Below are 20397 nucleotides of genomic sequence, written 5' to 3'. Positions count from 1 at the left end.
AATGAAAGTTTATTATTAGTAGAAAAGAACGTTCGCGACGCTTAGGCTGGGGTTTGCAGCTAATAAATAATTTTTTTTGAGAATGTTGTTAAATATAAGGAGGGATTATCATGCGATTCGACTGAATGATGTTGAGTTTCTTCACAGCCATTTAACGGCCTGATTGGCCTAATCGGAGGATGTTTCATGCGGTTTAAGGATGTGTTTTCTATCATCGGCCCGGATATGGTCGGCCCCTCCAGCTCGCATACGGCGGGTGCAGTGAGAATTGGCAGAGTTGCAAGGCAGCTATTCGAGGTTCAGCCGGAAAAGGTAAATATATATCTGTACCGTTCCTTCGCGGATACCTATCAGGGACATGGGACGGATGTGGCACTTGCCGCAGGTTTATTGAACTGGGATACGGCTCACGAGCACATCCCGGAAGCTCTTGCTATTGCCGAGCAGCGGGGAATGCAGCTAAGCTTTATTGCGAAATCCGGAGGCGCACCTCATCCGAATACGGCAATTTTACAGATGATGAAGCTTAATCTTTCCATGCGTGTTACGGGTACCTCGATTGGGGGAGGAAACATTGAAATTGTCGGGGTGGACGATTTCGATGTTCGTTTCTCCGCCAGTTTTCCTACGATGGTAATTACACACGCAGACCGGATAGGTATGTTGGCGGAGGTAACCCATTTATTCAGCCAAAACCACCTGAACATTGGAGCGATGGATGTGGATAGAAAGAGCCGGAACGGTCAGGCTCTCACAGTCATCGAAGCGGACGGAGCCATATCACAGGAGCTGATTCAAGCTGTTCGAAATCTTGAAGGTGTTGTCAGGGTTCGAATGATCGATTTAACAACAGGAGGTGAGGAAGCTTGAGATTCCGTGAGCTCCATGAATTGATCGCCATATGCACTCAAGAGGAAAAGACGATACATCAATTGATGCTGGAAGAACAGTCTCTGGAATCAGGTCGAACACCGAACCAAGAGAAAGCCCAAATGAAGTCTTATTATCTTGTTATGAAAGAGGCCGTTCACCGAGGATTAAATAAAGATACGTTATCTCGCAGCGGGCTTACAGGAAATGATGCCAAGAAAGTGGCGGCAGCGGTGTCCACTGGAGAAGGTATGCTCGGACCTATAGGAGACAGGGCGCTAGCCTATGCGCTGGCAGTTTCAGAAGTGAATGCCAGCATGGGGCGGGTTATAGCTACGCCCACAGCCGGTTCCTGCGGAGTTATTCCCGGTGTGTTCCTCAGCACACAAGAATATTACGGATGGAGCGACGAGCGGATGACGGAAGGGTTGTTCACCGCAGGCGCGCTTGGCTTCATCATTGCTAACCGCTCCTTCGTATCCGGAGCTGAGGGAGGATGCCAAGCCGAGATCGGCTCCGCCGTAGCGATGGCCGCGGGTGCTTTGGTTGAACTGCGAGGTGGGTCGCCAGTACAGGCGGTGCATGCGGTTGGACTCGCCTTGAAAAACTCGCTCGGTCTTGTTTGTGATCCGGTCGCCGGATTGGTCGAAGTACCATGCATCGTGCGCAACGGCTTTGGTGCCGTATCGGCTATTACCGCTGCCGAGATGGCGCTTTCCGGGATTCGCAGCGTCATTCCAGCGGATGAAGTGATCGGGGCCATGCTGGAAATCGGAGGGAGCATGCCGGAGAAATACCGTGAAACCGCGAAGGGCGGGCTCGCCGCCACGCCGACCGGTCAACAGATCATGCAAAGCCTGCTCGATCATCGGGCTTCAGGGGCAGATACAATGACGGCTCCGACAAATCTGCCGAAACAGTGAAGGACAGTGTAACACAGCATAATAAGAATACAAGGTTTCAACAACTAAACCGATTGCCTTTGCAATGGCACATCGAAGTTTGCTCGAATTGAGGCTAGTAATCAAAAGCGCTCCTCCAGCCTTTCTGGTATAATGTATAACGTAACAGCAGCCTGGACATAGTGGCAATCAATGAGGGTGGTGCTTATTTTGGAAACGGTGCTTCTAGAACGATGTGATGAAACATGCGAAGGGACTTCCAATGTTGTCACTTTAAAGCAAAATTTGATAACCGAACATACAGCGGCGGGCTTGGCTGAGGTGTTTAAAGCGCTCGGAGACCCCACACGTGTAAAAATCATATATACTTTAGTACAAAATGAACTTTGTGTGCATGACCTGACCGTAGTTTTGGATATGAGTCAATCTGCCATCTCTCACCAACTGCGGTATTTGCGCAACCTGCGAATCGTTAAACGCCGTAAAGTAGGGAAGACGGTGTTTTATTCCCTGGATGATGAACATATCGAACAAATATTTGTCCAAATGCTGCAGCATATAAAGCACGGGTAAATAGCTTTGAGAAAGTGTGTGTGATGATGAAAATTAAAAATTATCATTTTCAAGAGGAAGGCTTGCAGCGCTTCCTTGGTTCACTTGAGGTACAGATTATGGAAATAATGTGGTCATCCGGTCAATTGAGCATAAAACAGGTACATCAAATTATTGATGCAGGTACCCCCTATTCCTTCAATACCATTATGACGGTTATGAACCGTTTATTTGAAAAAGGACTTCTGGAGAAACAAACATCCGGTAAGGGAAGAACGAAATTGACGCTTTTTAAAGCAGCCTGTACAAAGGAACAATTTTTGGCTGAACAGGCCAAAAACGTGACTCAAGGATTAATCAAAGAGTTTGGCGATATGATGGTTACTCATATTATTGACGTAATGGAGGAAGCGGACCCAACCCTAATCCAGAAGCTGCAGCAAAAACTTGATGAAGTTAATCGAAGGAAGAAGCTATGATACGATTCGAAAGACCTCAAATATCGATGCTCCTGATCATTCTAATATCTGGCCTGGTCTTATTGCAGATGGGCCTCTCCTTATCTCATCAGCTTGGTGATGTTCCCTTTGGCCAAAATACACTTGGGTATTTAGCTGAACTTATATCTGATATATGGGTCAACCATTCCGTGTTCGAAATGCTATTCTTCTTATTAATTTGTTTCACTGTATATCGAATGCTCCAATATATTGCTAAACAATCGTATTTGGCGATGAAGTGGAATTTATTTATTAAAGGACAGGTACATGGAAAACTTACAAAGCGATGGAATAATAAATTTAGAACATGGGATGAAACTATCTTAGTTCTTCGGGAAAGCTCGCCTCTAGCCTTTGCAGTTGGGTTTATGCGACCGAAAATCGTTATCTCTACAGGATTGTTAGATCTATTGTCTCCGGAAGAAGTTAAGGCTGTGCTGCTTCACGAAAGATACCATTGTCAATTTCGCCATCCGCTTAAAAAATGGATTACCGGATTGTTCATCAAGAGCATGGAATATGTACCTGTTATCAAAAGCTTGGGAGCACACTTTGAAATTTGGATTGAGCTGCAAGCAGACCGTTATGTTATGAAAAAAACGAACTCTCCTTTAATTTTGGGATCAGCCTTGATTAAATTAATAAAAGTTCATAATAAGTTTCAAATGGTTAGGGTTAGTTTTGCTGAACATGCCATCAATTACCGGCTGCAGCAAATCATTGATCCCGATAAGCCCATTGCTGCAACCTTGTTTACCGGGAGATGTGTTTTTATTAGCAGTGCGGTAATGCTTGTGATGTCGATGATTGTTATGTTTCAGTGCGTGTAAAGCAGGGGAGAGATCCACTGCTTTTTTTTGTTTTCTTAAACGATAGTGTAAGCGGCGATTTATGTGAATACTTAAAGAATCTGCCAAAGCTCTGACAATAAAAATAGGGCAAGAGCCAGTAGTAAAGTGGGCGGGCCTATTGGGGAAGCACACTTTAAGGAATTAGGCTATACATGATTGACACATGGATAAGAAAGGCATATTATATAAACAAACAATACATGAGCAATTAATCATATGTAATTTAAAGGAGCCTGATTCTTATGTCTGGAAACTCTTCATGCTGCAGTCAGGATGCAAAGCATAGTCATATCCATGAGGAAAAGGACCGGGATCATGAATCGTGCTCATGTGCTCAACATGAGCACCATAATCATGGACATGATCACAGCCATGACCCTAACAACCATAAGCACAGTGAAGAAGATCATCATCATGGTCCGGACTGTAATCATGGGGATCAACATGATCACAAGAGCCACAATGACAGTCACAACCATAATCACGCTCATAATCACGCTCATGATCACGCTCATAATCACAAGCATGGGGATTCATGCGGCGGAAATCATGGTGCTAGTACAGTAAACCAGACGGTTACCCTTGAAGGTATGCATTGCGGTGATTGTGCTCTGAAGCTGGAAAAATCGATCTCCCGTATAGAAGGAGTAGCACAAGTTCAAGTAAATTTTGCTACGGCCAAGATGAGCCTTGGTTATGACCAATCCCAATTAGACTTCGATACCATTAAAAAGCATATTCGTAACCTCGGATACAGTGTTCAAGAACAGGCTGCCGCAAAGCAATCCAGCGTTTTTCGGATTGAAGGCATGGACTGTGCAGACTGTGCACAAAAGCTAGAGAAACGTGTAGGAGCTCTTGCTTCTGTAAATCAAGTCATGGTGAATTATGGCGCGGCCAAGATGACGGTTGAGCATGATGGCAGTGCTGAGCAAGCTGTCATTCAGACTGTAAAGCAAGCCGGATATACGGCCTTGCCGGATAAAGGCGGCATGCCTCTAGTGGCCGATGAACGCAGCTTCTGGAGACGTAATAATAAAGTGATTCCTACTGCATTATCAGGCTTGATATTTACAATAACATGGGCTCTTGAGCTCGTTCATGCAATCCCTGATTCCATATCAACGATCTTTTATGCACTGGCTATGCTAATAGGCGGTTATCGCATTGCGCGAACAGGCATTTATGGTTTGAAATCCAGAACCATCGGCATGGATCTTCTTATGACGGTTGCGGCTCTTGGTGCAGGTCTCATAGGACAATGGGAAGAAGGAGCTGCTGTTGTATTCCTTTTCTCCTTAGGAGAAACATTGGAAGCTTACACTATGGATCGTACTAGAAAGTCAATACGCGGTCTTATGGATTTATCACCGAGGGAAGCGCTCGTCCGAAGAAACGGTGAAGAAATGATGATTGCGATCGAGGCTATTCAAATTGGCGACACGGTTATCGTTAAGCCGGGTGAAAGAATAGCTATGGATGGCGTGATTAGCAAAGGAGCTTCAACTATTAATCAAGCTCCAATAACCGGTGAATCGATTCCAGTCGAGAAGGCAGAAGGGGATGAAGTGTTCGCGGGTACGGTCAATCAGCAGGGGGCTTTGGAAGTGAAAGTCACTAAGCTGTCTAAGGACAATACCTTGTCGCGTATCATCAATCTTGTGGAAGAAGCACAGGCTCAAAAAGCTCCATCCCAGCGTTTTGTAGATGTTTTTGCCAAATATTATACGCCTGCCGTGCTTGTAATTGCCCTGCTAATTGCCATTATCCCGCCTTTGCTTATGGGTGAATCCTTTCAGGTATGGTTTTATAGAGCTCTAATGATGTTGGTCGTCTCGTGTCCATGTGCTTTAGTTATATCAACGCCGGTGTCCATTGTTTCTGCCATTGGCAATGCAGCCAAAAATGGAGTTTTAATTAAAGGCGGAGCTCATCTTGAACGTTTAGGGGCTGTATCTGTTGTTGCATTTGATAAAACAGGTACGCTTACAGCCGGAATTCCGCAAGTAACAGAGATCATTCCGCTGGATTCCCGAACAGAAGATGAGGTATTATCGATAGCGGCCGCAGTGGAGTCCGCATCTGAACATCCGGTAGCAAATGCCATCGTAAGAAAAGCAAAGCAGGCCAACCTTCCCATCAAATCCAGCTCCTCGTTTACTTCGGTGACAGGTAGAGGTGCTCAGGCGAGCATCGAGGGAACCTTATTCTACATCGGGAGCCCCCGTTGGTTTATTCATGAATTGAAACTATCTTTGGAACATGTTAAGGATACCATTCAAAGGCTCGAAAAGCAGGGGCAAACCGTTATGCTAATGGGCAGCGGGCAAGATGTATGGGCAATATTTGCCGTTGCAGACGAGATTAGAGCGAATAGCAAGTCCACTCTTGAGCATCTCAAGGCAATTGGTATTGAACGGACCGTCATGTTAACAGGGGATAATCAAGGTACGGCTCAAGCCGTTGCAGCGAAGCTCGGAAACATTGACTACCGAAGCGAGCTGCTGCCTGAAGATAAAGTGAGCTCCATTAAAGAGCTGATGGACAAACACGGTTATGTTGCCATGATCGGGGATGGAATTAACGATGCGCCTGCATTAGCAACAGCTACTGTAGGGATTGCAATGGGAGCTGCCGGAACCGATACGGCATTGGAAACAGCAGATGTTGCATTGATGGCCGATGATCTTTCCAAGCTGCCGTTCGCTATCGGATTAAGTCGGAGGGCTTTACGGATTATTAAACAAAATATCGCTTTTTCGTTGCTAGTCAAAGTCGTATTCCTCATCATGATCTTCCTGGGCACATCTACTCTCTGGATGGCTGTCCTGGCTGATACAGGAAGCTCGCTAATCGTCATTGCGAATGGGATGAGGCTTCTGCGTACAAAAGCAGGTTCAATTAGTGCTTAACACAGATAGGGGCACATAGTTAACGATAGCTTCTGCCGCTAAGGGCAGGAGCTATTATAATTTCGATTAAAACGGAGGAATCGGGTATGCATTCTCATTTCAGTATGAATTTGGATTTTAAGGTTGTAAGAAAAAGCGGGTACTTGCTATTTCTGGTCTTGGCTGTGATTTTTATCTTTGATTTGTTGATAGTTTTTAATTTTAATACAAGGCTTTATTTTTATGTTGCCCCGTTTTTATTACATTTGGTACTATCCATCTTTGTCAAAAAGAAAGAATCCTGGTTAACCGGGGCTATTTTTGCAACGCTTTGTTCCATGCTTTGTTTCATTATTATTTTCTTTTTGTTCTTAAACAAGTCTGCTTCATGATTTTGTCATTATTAAACTACATATCATAGTGTTTTATAGCATGTTTTGTGGTATTTTATAAATTGTATAGCCGAGAGTATAAAAAGTGTAGAACTGGAGTACGGGTATGTAAGCTTAATCACGTAGGAGGCCTGAGTTTGGCGACGATAATTTTATTGCTGTGTTTAGTCATTATCGGCTCATTTTTTAGTGCAGCACTTGTATTATTCTTTCAAAGAAAAAAACGGCAAGGCTCCCTCCAGCTTTGTCTGGGGTTCATCACGATCATTCTGTTTTATTATGCCATTTATAATGATTGGATATCTATTCCTGAGCATTTGGCCGATTATGGAAGATGATGGTGAAAAGATGGCTACTGTTTATAAAAGATAGGGATAGAAATGTTGAACACATTTTAAGGAGAACCTATGAGAAAGAATAAAAAATGGCTTCAAGCAACCATTTTTACGTTTGTTCTGCTGGTCGGAATCTATATAGTTGTCATTAATACACTGGAAGGTAAAGACTCGGTAACTATAGGAACGAAGGCACCGGACTTCACGGTAACCGGATTGGACGGCCAAATGCATGACTTATCCCAATACAAAGGAAAACCTCTAATCATCAACTTTTGGGGGACCTTCTGCCCTCCATGTGTGAGGGAAATGCCGGCGTTGCAAAGTCAGTATGATAAATGGAAGGATCAGAATGTTCAGATCGTTGGGATGAACTTAAATGAAAGTCCGGTGACCGTAAAAGCATATTTGCAACAGTATAACATCACGCTGCCGATTCTTTTAGATAACGATGTTATTAGGAAGAAATACAAAGTTATCTCTTATCCGACCACCTTCTATATTGACGCCAATGGAATTATCCAGGATATATTCGTGGGTGAGATGAGTGAGAATGATATTTCGACACGAATAAATAGACTGCTGCGGTAATTAGAATTCCGCTTCCAGCTTTACTGTTTATTCATGTCTGCCTGATGTTAAGGAGGAATTACAATTGGGTACGTGGTTTTTATTCAATACCGTGTTTGTTGTGTTTTTTATCCTTTATTTGATGACCGCAAGCAATGCAAAAAGGATGCTAATGTACAGTGTTGCTGCTGATCATGTTAAGGCAAAAAGGCTAAAACTATTCTCGAAAGTATATTTGTTTATATGGATTGCTTCACTTATTGCTATGATTTTGAGCCTTTTCTAACTAGCAGCTCTTAACGAATCTTGATCAAGCATGAATGAAATTATTGCAGTCTAGTTCCACTAGAGAGAGGATCATATGAGAAACAAAGCATGGATTATCTTACTCACCTTATTGGCAGCAGTGCTATCCCTTCAGATATTGCCTAACGCTCCAGTATCAGCCCACTCTGACATGGAGAAGGTGTACCCCAAAGCAGCCGAAACGCTGGATCAATCCCCTTCCACCATTGAAGTGTGGTTCGGAGATTTAGTTGAAGTTTACAAGGGCTCCATTGTTGTTACGAGCGATAAAAATGTTCAAATACCTGTAGCTGCTCCCAGATTGGACCCTAAAGACAATCGTCATATTATAGCGGATATAGAAAAAGAACTGCCTTCCGGAACTTATACAGTCACAGTAAACGTTATTAGTATTGACAGTCATCCTATTAAGGGGACGTTTCAATTTGTAGTTAAAAGAACTCAACCTACGGAGGAAGAAATCTTCCAAAATCTGAAGTTGGTTCGGACGGCACCGATGGACGGAGAGATAGTTCCATTATCCCCCGATCAATTGGAGTTATGGTTTACTGAATCGGTTTCCATTTCAGCTTTTGGTATATTTAACGACCGAGGGGAAAGTGTACCTACTAAAAATCCTGTTCAGGACCCGGCTAATCCCAAACATTATACCGCGCAACTCAATAAGCCGCTTGAACCGGGAACTTATTCTGCACACTGGTATGCCGGCGTTGGAGGGCATAAAGAGAAGAACGGGGTCTATTATTTTGCCATTCAGCAGTATTCGTCTATTAAAGGTACGAATGTAATACCTTCCCAATCTATTATGGCCGATTTCGGGCTTTTGCAGGTGGGTCATTGGTTATCCTTTTTCGGTATTCTTTTACTTGCCGGAGGCTCCTTTTTTATATTATGTATAGCAAAAAAGCTGGGAAATCAGGAACGGTGGCATCGGTTTACGTTTTTTTTATACGGTATAAGTGTTATCGGTGTCTCTTTACAGGTTGCTTCACACAGATGGGAGTATCCGAATGTGCCGTTCGATGAATTCGTATGGCTTTCCTTCGTTTGGGTTCCTGTTCTACAGTTATTGGCAGTCACTCTGGGGTTCTGGTTTCTCCGAGGCTATCTGCAATTAGGTATGTTTGGTCTGGCTATTATGCTTTGGGGATTTTCGGGACATTCTACTTCTCTAGTTTATGGGGGGAATGTTGAAATCGGAATGGATATCTTACATTTGCTAGCGGTGGCTGTATGGCTGGCCGGCTTAATCGCTCTTCCCATATTGATGCCTAAAGAAGAGACTGCAGCCACGGAATGGCTCGGAACGGTCGGGAGGTTGTATTCCAAATGGGCGCTTGCGTCTATTGTGATCATTACCTTGACTGGTATATGGATGAGTGTGAGCTATGTGCCTTCTTTTACATGGGAAAGCTTATGGGCAAGCAATTGGGGAAAAATGCTTTTAATGAAAATCATTTTATTAATTGAAATCGTAATTATCGGGTATCTGCAAAGAAAATTGTTATCCAGAATTGCTGTTACGAGCATACAGTTCCTGAGAAACATTCGAATTGAATTTTTTATCGGATGTATGATATTGATTGCCGTAGCCATCTTGATCGATTCATCGCCGCGTGAAGCTGCGCAAGGTGTATTTCCTGACAAGAATACGGTAAACGGGATCACAGCAACAGTGAATGTCACTCCTCTGAAGTCAGGTGCAAACGATATTGTGATTCAATTTGATAACGAAACTGAGCTGCAAAGTGTGAAAGCTACACTGAGCATGCCTCCCAATGAACGCAAGGAGAACTATGCTTTCTTCATGGGCAAGGGACAATATAAACTTACGGGCAACCTGCTTCATTCAGCCGGGACCACTTATTTGGATATAGAAGCAGTAAAAGTTAATGGGGAACGTATAATTATTCCTTTCAGCATAAAAGTTCCGGGTGTAATGAGTGAATAATTGCTTGAATTTAAATATAGTGGCAGACCCATATAGGATTGGAGAGGTGTTCTATGACTAAAAGCAAAAACAGTTCAAAATCTATGGTAATACTGACACTTGCCCTGGTTGTTTTATTGATTTCATTATTTTTCGTTACCAAAATGTCTGAAAACGTAGACCGTGATACGGCTATTAAAAACATGCCTTCACTAGATAATCAACCCGTTATAGGGAAATCAAGCGCAGAAGTAACAATAATAGAATTTGGCGATTATAAATGCCCGTCATGTAAAGCATGGGGGGAGCAAGTATTTCCCCAATTAAGCAAAGATTTCATTGATACAGGAAAAGCCAGGTTTTCATATATCAACACTCCTTTCCACGGGGAGGAATCGAAGCTAGGAGCACTGGCGGCTGAGTCTGTATTCGCTCAGGATAAGGAAGCCTACTGGAAATTTCATAAACAACTGTTCGATACTCAACCGCGGGAAAACCATGATGCGCCCTGGATTACTACGGATGTCCTGTTGAAGCTGGCTGCAGCATATGCACCTAAGGTTGATGTTAAGAAAGTAGAGGATGACACTAAAAATCAAAAAACGCTACCACAAGTAAATATAGATGAGGGCTTGGTTCAAAAATACAATATCCAACAAACGCCCAGCATTATGATTGATGGAATTATGGTTAAAAATCCATTCGATTACAATGAAATCACTTCATTAATTAATAAGAGGTGAGATCATGAAAATGGCAATTGGAAAATCAACAATTTGCAACCATACCCTTTATATGGCGTGGATAGTTTCTATGATAGCTACATTGGGCAGCTTGTATTTTAGTGAGGTTAAGGGGTATATTCCGTGTGAGCTTTGCTGGTATCAACGTATACTCATGTATCCGTTAAGCATTGTTTTGGGTATTGCTGCTTATCATAATGAGAAAGCTGTTAAAAAATATATATTGCCCTTGTCCATTGTGGGAGGAACTATCTCTTTCGTTCATTATCTGGAGCAAAAGATTCCTTATATAGCTGCCATCAAGCCTTGTACCAAAGGAGTTCCATGTAATGTCGATTATATTAATTGGGTTGGATTTATAACGATTCCGTTCCTTGCTCTAATAGCGTTTAGCTTGATTACTTTATTTATGATAATGACGCGACCGTCTTCGGACAAATAGGTTGAAATACAACAAGCAAGCCTCTAAGCCCACTGTATAAGAGGGAATGAAGGCTTGTTTTCACATGGGATTAATTATGATAAAAAACAAATTTTGTTATTCCTTCATTTGTATCTGTTTCTTGTATTCGGAGGGATAACATTCAAAAAATTCTTTGAACAGCTTGGTAAAATGTCGTGAACTAAAATAGCCTACCTGCTCTGCAGCTTGCTGTACCTGTACCGCCGGATCGGACAGCAGCTCCTTCGCTTTGAGCATCCTGAGTTTGGTTACATATTGCATGAAGGTGGTTCCTGTTCGTTTATGAAAAAGACTGCTTAAATGGTTGGGAGTCACACAAAATTGTTCAGCAACGCGACCTAATGTTATATCTCCCGAATAGTGATTCTCTATATAAGCAATTGTTTTTGTTACCAGATCCGTTTTGGTTTCTATTTGTCTTATTTTTTTGTCCAGAAGATTTTCGCCAACACTTTTTAGTGACTGGAACCAAGCCTCTTCTTTAGTTGGAGTAAGTAGGGGAGCATGGATAGAACAATTTAGAAACCGCGAAAAGGCTGGCGTTGCTTCTATTACCGAATTCTGCTGCCCATCATAGTTTTTAATAAATTGCTCTATTGCATCCATATAACCTACATAATTTCTTTTGTAATATTCATCTGTTGCTTTAAGTAGAATGTGGCATTGCTGAGAAATAGTTGGCTGTGACGCAGCCTCCAACAAATCTGCTTTGGTCCAACTAAGGGAAATTCCTAATGAACAGCGAATGTGGGAATTTTTGTTAATTACTGTCACTTCGTCGAGAAGGGATGTATAAGAGTTACATTCATCAGAAACTAGCAGTGTGAATGCTATTCCTGGCTCTTCAACCCTTTGTACAAGCTCTGAGATGGAAGCAAATAGGTCATCCAGCTGCTCTGCACCTTGCCTGGAAGTATATCTCCCGACCACAGCCCACTCTCCATTGGGCATTATTAAAGTGGCCAGCTCTAAATCCTTGTGATAATGCCGGGGCATCGTAGAGTGGATCGTATTGAAAAATAGCTTGATTGCTGCTGATTTTTCCGTTTCGGAGTAATAGCTGTCCATATAAATAATTTGACATCGAATCCGGCTGAAAGGCTTATTTTCGGCCTCCTCCAGCTCCCCCCAGTTACGGATGAGCCCATGAAATAAGGAGAGCATGTCCGATTCAAATGCCTTGTTCTTTTCAACGATTTGCATAAATGCAGTTTGCTGTATTTTTGTTAACAATACCCGTATATCCTCAATATCAACCGGCTTTAGTAAATACTCGATAGCTCTTAGTCGAAGTGCCTCTTTAGCATATTGAAAATCGGCAAAGCCCGTAACTATAATCCATTGGGTACCCGGTGCCAGAGGGGCTGCTTCCTGAATGGCTTCCAGGCCTGATTTGCCAGGCATTCTAATGTCGACAAAAGCAGCATCAGGCTGGATTCGTTCAACAACCTCTATGAGCTCCTTCCCATTGCGTGCTTCATAGATATGCAAATCCGGGCATATTTCCAACAGGATAATTGACAACGCTTCCCGTGCCAATTGTTCATCATCAGAAATAACAATATTCATTGGGCTAACTCCTCATTGTTGAGAGATATAGTGATAGTAATAGTAGTACCGTGTCCAAGACTGCTATCCAGTTGAAATTCGTGCTTATCCGGAAAAGCGAGCGCCAATCTTTCCTTCACATTGCTTAAGCCAATATGCTGATCGTCAATTTGCTCAAATGTGTTAAAGCCTATCCCGTTATCCGCAATGCGAATGACAAAACTTTCGCTGTTATTAATGCTAGGGAGCATCTCAGCGCTTACTTCAACCTTGCAAGGATGCTCACAAGGCTCAACCCCGTGTATGATAGCGTTTTCCACTAAGGGCTGGAGCAGCAGTTTGGGAATACGTATAGATGCCAATTCGGGGGCTAATGTGATTGTTATCTCTAAACGGTCACTGAAACGCATGCTCATAAGCTCTCCGTATTTTTGAATACTGGAGAATTCCTCTTCCAAGCTGCAAGTATCATGGGAGGTTAAGAAATAACGGAGCATGCCGCTTAAAGATAATATGGCACGTTCCAGAAGGGCATGCTCTCCTTTACGATTTAAGCTTACAAATGCATTCAGTGTATTATAAAGGAAATGAGGATGAACTTGTGATTGCAATGCACGAAATTCAGCATTTCTTAGCTTCAGCTTAGTAAGATATTCATTGGTAATTAATTCATCCAATTGACTGATCATCCGGTTCAGAACATTCCCGAGCTGAGCAATCTCATCTTGACCTCGAACGGAAAAGCGTTTGTTCATATTTCCAAGCTGAACTTGGCGCATGACGCCGATCATTTCTTTGAACGGTGTCAACAGGGTTCTGGAATAAGCAAAAAATAAGAAAAAGGTAAGCACGAGTCCACCGACTGCAAATACCGCCCCCGTTAAGCGCATCCAATGGACCTTGGAGGCAAGCTCAGCTTTGGATAACCAAACGGTAATTTTCCAGGAGCTAGTAGGTATTTCTCTCGAAACAGCTACATAGGATTGCTGATTAAAATCGATTTTGGCCGGGTTTTTCAGAAATTGATTCAACACCTCTCTAGATAAGTGGGTATTGGAATAAATCAATCTTTGATCCTTGTCTGTAATTGTAACAATAGAATTTACATTAACGGAAACCTGCCTGACGATTCTATCCAAAACGATCGTGTCCGCATCAGCCATTATTACGGCGAGAGGCTGTTTGGAGTCAGGATCTTTTATTAAACGAGCTACAGAGAACACATCAGGAACAGCGGGCAGCTTTAAATAATCTTGCGGATGGACATCAACAAAGGATACTCTTCCATTAGCTGCAACTGCTTCACGATACCAATTTTGCTCCGTATATGGATAATCATTCCGGGGTTCCGTTAGCTGCGAGCTGCTATCATTATAGTAAACAGAACCATCGATAGCCACTAGCAGAGTACCTAGTATATCCTTACGCAAATTTACAAGCAAGCTGGGAAGAGTATGGTACAATGTATAGTCGGCTTTATACTTGGAATAATTATCAATTGGACTATTCAAGCCTCTGGCTTTTTGCTTGAGAGAGTTCATCACATCGTTGTTGGTATAAGGTGAGACGGTTACTCGTTCCAAATCATCTAAATAGGTTTGGATGTTTTCGGTCAGTCCGACCAGGGTGGCATTTGTGAGCTTTTCGGTTTCTGCCGTAATTATTTTGACATAATAGGAAGGCATAACAAAAGCGATAATGATAACAGGGAGCAGAATAGTTAACGAATAGAGCAGAATCAGTTTCACACGAATCGAGATGTTTGGCTTATTCAGGCAGGACTACCCCCAGCAGTTTAATTTTGTGGTCGATTATACTGTAAATTGTAAAGGGTTGCAACCATAAATATGAGCGCCTGAAATCATAGATTTGATACATATGTAAACACTTACAACCGTGATAAGATTTAGGCGTGAAGTACAAAATAAATATAAGAGGTGGGTACATGTCTACTAAATGGAAAGTATCTTTGGCGTTAATTCTGGCATCCGCATTAGCCGCAAGCGGTTGTTCCCAACGTCCAGAAAAACCGGCTGCCGAGCCTTCAAACTCAGGGGGTAAGGAGAACAGCAGCAATAATAGCAGTGCTAAAAAAACGTTATCTATGATGATGAATGTTGCTGACCAACCCGTTCAGGATGTTTATCGTCAAATTATCAATGATTTCATAAAAGAGAACCCGTCAATCGGTGTGAATATTCAGTTCCCGGGGTCCGCCTATGAAAATAATATGAAGGTCAAGATGGCGGCTAATGATCTTCCCGACATCTTTGATACACATGGCTGGGCACAAGTCCGTTATGGCGAATATTTGGGGGATCTTAGAGAAGAGCCATGGGTTAAGCAGTTGACCGATACGATTAAAAATGTCGTAACCGACAAAAACGGTAAAGTGTACGCCTTACCGATCAGTGAAGCCAAGGATGGCATTATGTATAATGTCGAAATGCTCAAAAAGTATAATGTGGAGCCACCTCAAACCTTCGATGAACTGGTAGCTGCTGCAGAGAAAATTAAAAAAGACAGCGGTGGAAAAACAACGCCTTTCTTCTTCTCGGGAATTGATGAAAGCACCATTGGCACTTACTTTGGATACTTTGCAAACGCTCTATTAATCAGCCCTGCTAGTAATTCATCCGAAGACCTGCTAAAGAATACCTTTGATTGGAGTAAATGGACTCCACTTCCGGACAAGCTGCTGGATATCAAAAATCGTGGACTGATTAATGAAGATTTCTTAACGGCGAAACGCAGCGAGCTTCCAGCTGTATTTGCTGCTGAAAAAGTAGCATTTGCCTTGTTGGGTCCGTCATTCGTAGATGCTGTTAATAAGATTAAGCCGGATATGAAAGTCGGATTGATGCCGATTCCAGCGATGTCGGCCAATGATAAACCGAGTTTCTCCGGTGGAGAACGGAACACATTGGGAGTATGGAAAGATTCTAAAAATATACCCGAAGCCAAGAAGCTGATGGCCTTCTTTGCCAAACCCGAGAATTTGTCCAAAATTGCCAATGTAACCAAGCTGCAGTCAGGTTTGAAAGGGATTGAGTCGAAGCACGAATTAACAGAGTACTATGATAAATATGCCAATGTTAGAGTGCTGCCGTATTTCGACCGGGTTTATTTGCCAAATGGAATGTGGAGCGTTATGTCCAAATCCGGTACAGAGCTGCTGGCAGGCCGTATTACTTCCAAAGAATTTTCAGAAACGATGAAGCGAGAAGTAGAAAGATTGCGTAAAAATTAATTGAAACCTATAGGTGAAAGATCAAACCGATGTTTCACCTATTCATTTCTTGCCTTCATTAAGGAGAGATTTAATCTGGAAATTATAGATCGTAAAATAGATGCTAATCGTACAGTTGCTAAAAATCGTTTGCGCCGTTGGATAAATTCTCCATCTTCAATGAATCTGATGTACTTGCCTGCGTTATTGCTGTTCGTGCTTTTTATTTATTACCCATTTATTAAAGGAATTATGATCTCTTTTACGAATTGGGATGGCTACTCACAGATGTATCGGTATATTGGATTGGATAATTATAAAAGGATGCTTACGGACCATAGAATAGGTACGGTCATACTTAATACACTAATTTATGGAATTGGAAGCACTATTCTGCAAAATATTATTGGGTTGGCTTATGCGATCATGCTAAACAGCTATATACGGGGGAAGACGATTATTCGTACCATAGTCTATCTTCCGGTTATCGTAAGTCCTCTTGTTATGGGTTATATCTGGTATTTTTTCTTTCAGTTTAACGGGGGAGCTCTTAACGATATAATCTTGTTGTTTCGTGATAAGCCGATCAATTTACTTGCTGACACTGGGCTTAATGTATGGATCATTACTCTAGTAAACACCTATCAATTTCTGGGAGTGGCTATGATCATCTTCTTGGCCGGACTTCAATCCATCTCCAAGGAGTATTATGAGGCGGCTGAGATGGATGGGGCATCAGGATTTTCCAGATTTCGTAACATCACATTTCCGCTGCTTGCACCGGCTATTACTATCAATGTTGTGCTTAATTTGATCGGTGGATTAAAGCTGTTTGACGTTATAACCGCTTTAACCAATGGGGGCCCGGGCTATGCGTCTGCTTCGCTCTCTACAATGATTTATCAATTATATTTCGCACATCAAGATGCCGGATACGCTGCAGCATTAGGTAATTTTATGTTTATGCTTATTTCCATTATTGGTTTAACCTCTTTGTATTATTTGCGTAAAAAGGAGATTTCGTTATGAAGCGTGCAGGGGCACTATATACATTACTGGGTGCTTTAATAGGTCTTATGCATATTGTTCCTTTTTATGTGCTAATAACTACTTCGTTTAAGGATGAATTGGATCATAGCTCCAAATGGGTCATGCCGGGTTACCTCTCCTGGGATAATTTCACTAATGCATGGCAGCTCGCAGGCCTGGATAGAGCTTTTCTTAATACGACTATTGTTACTGTTTTCTCACTTGTCCTGATATTGATACTGGGCTCATCCGCTGCATTTCCGCTTGCCCGTCATCGAACTACACTGAACAAATGGATGTACGGCTTTTTTGTAAGTGCCCTTATCGTCCCGCCCCTTACTATTCTGGTTCCTTTGTATAAGATGTTTGTTGATATTGGGGCAATGAACACGTATACAGGGATAGTGATTCTACATGTTACCTTTCATCTCTCCATGGCGATCTTTTTGTTTACTGGATTTATAAGCACGATTCCGAGAGAGCTGGACGAAGCTGCAATGATAGACGGGTCATCGAGGATAGGATTGTTTTTTCGGATTATATTGCCGGTATTAATGCCTATTACAGCAACAGTCATCATTATGAATGGTGTTTCCATCTGGAATGATTATCAGTTTTCGGTATTTTTCCTGCAGAAGCTGGAATATAGAACGATTACGGTTGCTTTATCTGCATTTTTCGGCGAGAACAATTCGAATATCGGATGGGTAGCTGCCGGTTCCTTATTGGCTGCTCTTCCCAGCATTTCCTTATATTTATTTTTGCAAAAATATTTCGTTGAAGGTATGACTTCCGGGGCAGTGAAAGGATAATTACGGCAAGTTTATATAAAAAAAGGCCTATAGAAGGGAAGTTGAAATCATGAAAAGAAAGCCTTTAATGGGTTTGACATTAGGCGACGCAACGGGGATCGGATCGGAGCTGGTTGCCAAAACACTCGAATCCGAAGACATTCGTCGAATGGCAACATGGGTTGTAGTGGGCGATGAGCGTGTTTTCCAACAAGGCTTATCCGTGGCAGGAGTAACTCTTCCCTATCAAACCATAACAAACATAGAAGAAGTTGAACGTGACGATCAGGTATATTTCATTGATTTGCACAATTTGCAGCCGGATGCTTATACTCTTGGGCGATTATCGGCAGAATCCGGCCAAGCGACGGGTGAAACATTGACGTACGTGCTGAAGCTTGCGCAGCAGAAAAAACTGGATGGTGTTGTTTATGCTCCTATCAATAAGGAAGCTTTGCACAGCGGAGGTTTTCATTTTCAGGATGAGCTGCATTTTTTCGCATCACTTCTTGATTGCAAAGAAGGCTTTAGTGAAATCAATGTGATGGGCGATCTATGGGTAACAAGGATAACCTCCCATGTCCCGATAAAGCAAGTGAGCAGCCTGGTTACTAAAGAGCGTGTAGCCCGCATTATTCGTTTTGCACATGACACTTTAATCAATGTAGGCTATGATAAGCCGAAAATTGCCGTTGCAGCCCTTAATCCGCATGCCGGTGATGGAGGATTGCTTGGCACGGAGGAAATTGACGAGATCAGACCGGCGATTTATGAAGCGCAGGAGCAAGGAATTCACGTAGAAGGCCCTTATCCGGCTGACACCATTTTCTTGCGTTTAAAAACCAAGCCTTTCGATTGCTTAGTTAGTATGTATCATGATCAGGCTCAGACCGGCATGAAATTGCTGGGCTTTAATAAAGGAGTTACGGTCAGCGGGGGACTTCCAGTTGTCATTACAACGCCTGCTCACGGTACCGCATTCGATATTGCAGGTCAAGGAATCGCTGACCCCGGTGCCACTGAACAAGCAATGAGACTCGCCATTAAATTAGCAGGATTCTAATAAGGAATTAATATTTCACACCATACATCGGGAGGCAAGCTTTAATGTCAAAAATTACTTTTCTAGGCGCGGGCAGCTCTGTATTCGCAAAAAATGTGTTAGGTGACTGCATGATGACTCCGTCGCTGCAAGGCTTTGAACTAGCATTATTCGATATCAATGAAGAACGTCTCAAGGATTCTGAGAACATGTTAAATAATTTAAAGCTTACACTTGGAAGCACCTGCGTTGTAAAAGCATATACAAACCGGAAGGAAGCTCTGCGTGGAGCGAAGTATGTGGTTAATGCGATACAGGTAGGCGGTTATGATCCTTGCACGATTACCGATTTTGAAATACCGAAGAAATATGGTTTACGCCAAACGATAGGCGATACCTTAGGAATTGGTGGTATTTTCCGTAATCTTCGCACAATCCCGGTAATGCTCGATTTCGCCAAAGATATGAATGAAGTATGCCCGGATGCATGGTTCCTGAACTATACGAATCCAATGGCTGTACTAACCAATGCAATGACGACATATGGAGGCGTAAAAACAGTCGGGTTATGCCATAGTGTTCAACGCTGCATACCTTACTTGTTTGAAGCATTGGATATGGAAACCGAAGGAGTTCATACTAAAATTGCAGGCATAAACCATATGGCGTGGTTGCTGGAAGCAACAAAGGACGGAGTGGATTTATATCCAGAAATCAAACGTCGTGCCCGTGAGAAGCAAAAAGAACAGCATGAAGACATGGTCCGTTATGAGCTGATGTTCCGCTTCGGTTATTATGTTACGGAATCTTCCGAGCATAATGCCGAATATCACCCGTACTTCATCAAAAAGAATTATCCCGAATTAATTGAACGCTTCAATATTCCATTGGATGAGTACCCTCGCCGTTGTGAACGTCAAATTAAAAGATGGGCGACTATGCGTGACGAACTCGTCAATAACAAAAGTCTTGGGCATACCCGGTCCCATGAATATGCATCCTATATGTTTGAAGCTATGGAAACAAACAACCCGTTCAAAATCGGCGGTAATGTGATGAACACCGGTTTGATCACGAATCTTCCTAGAGAAACAGTAGTTGAAGTTCCTTGCTTGGTAGATGCAAGTGGTATTACACCTACCTATGTAGGAGATCTGCCTCAGCAGCTTGCCGCATTGAACCGCACGAATATCAATACTCAGCTATTAACCTTAGAAGCAGCAGCAACAGGCAGAAAAGAGCATATTTATCATGCAGCGATGCTCGACCCTCATACGGCAGCGGAGCTTTCTATTGATGATATTGTGGCTATGTGTGATGAACTCATTGAAGCTCATGGCAATTGGTTGCCTAAGTTTGTGTAAGTAAAGGTGCAAGCTCTTCATCCCGAATCCATTCATTTGGAGCGGGATGAAGCTGTTTGTAAGCTTAGCAGAATTCGATCGTAAGGAGG

Annotated in this window: 18 protein-coding genes; 16 read left to right on the top strand and 2 right to left on the bottom strand. The window is 42.6% G+C overall.

Going from position 1 to position 20397, the window contains the following annotated elements; translation table 11 throughout:
• Window positions 1–186: 186 nt before the first annotated feature.
• The 11 genes from sdaAB (at window position 187) to NV381_RS28810 (ending at window position 11284) form a co-directional block, all read left to right on the top strand.
• Window positions 187–870 (top strand): L-serine ammonia-lyase, iron-sulfur-dependent subunit beta, encoded by a 684-nt coding sequence (sdaAB, locus tag NV381_RS28860; protein ID WP_258216762.1) that lies wholly within the window; start codon window positions 187–189, stop codon window positions 868–870.
• Complete coding sequence (gene sdaAA / locus NV381_RS28855) at window positions 867–1793, top strand: L-serine ammonia-lyase, iron-sulfur-dependent, subunit alpha (protein WP_258216761.1); 927 nt, start codon at window positions 867–869, stop codon at window positions 1791–1793. Before sdaAB ends, sdaAA begins: the two co-directional genes overlap by 4 nt.
• A 189-nt stretch (window positions 1794–1982) precedes the next feature.
• Window positions 1983–2345 (top strand): ArsR/SmtB family transcription factor, encoded by a 363-nt coding sequence (locus tag NV381_RS28850; RefSeq protein ID WP_258216760.1) that lies wholly within the window; start codon window positions 1983–1985, stop codon window positions 2343–2345.
• A gap of 23 nt (window positions 2346–2368) precedes the next feature.
• Window positions 2369–2803 (top strand): BlaI/MecI/CopY family transcriptional regulator, encoded by a 435-nt coding sequence (locus NV381_RS28845; protein WP_258216759.1) that lies wholly within the window; start codon window positions 2369–2371, stop codon window positions 2801–2803.
• Window positions 2800–3654 carry a M56 family metallopeptidase gene (locus NV381_RS28840; RefSeq protein WP_258216758.1) on the top strand — a complete coding sequence of 285 codons (855 nt, stop codon included), beginning with the start codon at window positions 2800–2802 and terminating at the stop codon, window positions 3652–3654. Before NV381_RS28845 ends, NV381_RS28840 begins: the two co-directional genes overlap by 4 nt.
• Window positions 3655–3917: 263 nt before the next feature.
• The gene (locus NV381_RS28835) at window positions 3918–6587 is read left to right on the top strand and encodes a heavy metal translocating P-type ATPase (protein WP_258216757.1); all 2670 of its coding nucleotides are present in this window, start codon (window positions 3918–3920) and stop codon (window positions 6585–6587) included.
• Between the two features lie 508 nt (window positions 6588–7095).
• Window positions 7096–7296 (top strand): hypothetical protein, encoded by a 201-nt coding sequence (locus NV381_RS28830; RefSeq protein WP_258216756.1) that lies wholly within the window; start codon window positions 7096–7098, stop codon window positions 7294–7296.
• A gap of 69 nt (window positions 7297–7365) precedes the next feature.
• Window positions 7366–7884: a redoxin domain-containing protein gene (locus NV381_RS28825; RefSeq protein WP_258216755.1), complete on the top strand. Its 519-nt coding sequence runs from the start codon at window positions 7366–7368 to the stop codon at window positions 7882–7884.
• A 340-nt stretch (window positions 7885–8224) separates the two neighbouring features.
• Complete coding sequence (locus tag NV381_RS28820; RefSeq protein ID WP_258216754.1) at window positions 8225–10120, top strand: copper resistance protein CopC; 1896 nt, start codon at window positions 8225–8227, stop codon at window positions 10118–10120.
• 53 nt (window positions 10121–10173) lie between these two features.
• Entirely contained in the window at window positions 10174–10842 is a 669-nt protein-coding gene (locus tag NV381_RS28815; RefSeq protein WP_258216753.1) for a DsbA family protein, read from the top strand.
• A gap of 4 nt (window positions 10843–10846) precedes the next feature.
• Window positions 10847–11284 carry a disulfide oxidoreductase gene (locus NV381_RS28810; RefSeq protein ID WP_258216752.1) on the top strand — a complete coding sequence of 146 codons (438 nt, stop codon included), beginning with the start codon at window positions 10847–10849 and terminating at the stop codon, window positions 11282–11284.
• 96 nt (window positions 11285–11380) lie between these two features.
• Here the strand turns inward: NV381_RS28810 and NV381_RS28805 are convergent, their stop codons facing one another.
• Window positions 11381–12874 (bottom strand): response regulator transcription factor, encoded by a 1494-nt coding sequence (locus NV381_RS28805; RefSeq protein WP_258216751.1) that lies wholly within the window; start codon window positions 12872–12874, stop codon window positions 11381–11383.
• Window positions 12871–14601 (bottom strand): cache domain-containing sensor histidine kinase, encoded by a 1731-nt coding sequence (locus NV381_RS28800; RefSeq protein WP_258216750.1) that lies wholly within the window; start codon window positions 14599–14601, stop codon window positions 12871–12873. The genes NV381_RS28805 and NV381_RS28800 overlap by 4 nt, the downstream gene beginning before the upstream one ends.
• Window positions 14602–14798: 197 nt before the next feature.
• Between NV381_RS28800 and NV381_RS28795 the strand changes: the two genes are divergently transcribed.
• The 5 genes from NV381_RS28795 (at window position 14799) to NV381_RS28775 (ending at window position 20308) form a co-directional block, all read left to right on the top strand.
• The gene (locus NV381_RS28795) at window positions 14799–16103 is read left to right on the top strand and encodes an ABC transporter substrate-binding protein (protein ID WP_258216749.1); all 1305 of its coding nucleotides are present in this window, start codon (window positions 14799–14801) and stop codon (window positions 16101–16103) included.
• 159 nt (window positions 16104–16262) lie between these two features.
• The gene (locus tag NV381_RS28790) at window positions 16263–17111 is read left to right on the top strand and encodes a carbohydrate ABC transporter permease (protein ID WP_258216787.1); all 849 of its coding nucleotides are present in this window, start codon (window positions 16263–16265) and stop codon (window positions 17109–17111) included.
• Window positions 17108–17923: a carbohydrate ABC transporter permease gene (locus NV381_RS28785; RefSeq protein WP_258216748.1), complete on the top strand. Its 816-nt coding sequence runs from the start codon at window positions 17108–17110 to the stop codon at window positions 17921–17923. The genes NV381_RS28790 and NV381_RS28785 overlap by 4 nt, the downstream gene beginning before the upstream one ends.
• A 49-nt stretch (window positions 17924–17972) precedes the next feature.
• Window positions 17973–18965, top strand: coding sequence for a PdxA family dehydrogenase (locus NV381_RS28780; protein ID WP_258216747.1), 993 nt, complete (start codon window positions 17973–17975; stop codon window positions 18963–18965).
• A gap of 44 nt (window positions 18966–19009) precedes the next feature.
• Complete coding sequence (locus NV381_RS28775) at window positions 19010–20308, top strand: alpha-glucosidase/alpha-galactosidase (protein WP_258216746.1); 1299 nt, start codon at window positions 19010–19012, stop codon at window positions 20306–20308.
• The last annotated feature ends 89 nt before the right edge of the window (window positions 20309–20397 follow it).

This window comes from Paenibacillus radicis (ex Xue et al. 2023), assembly GCF_024722015.1.
Taxonomy (GTDB): domain Bacteria; phylum Bacillota; class Bacilli; order Paenibacillales; family NBRC-103111; genus Paenibacillus_S.
This window is presented reverse-complemented; position numbering and strand designations above follow the sequence as displayed.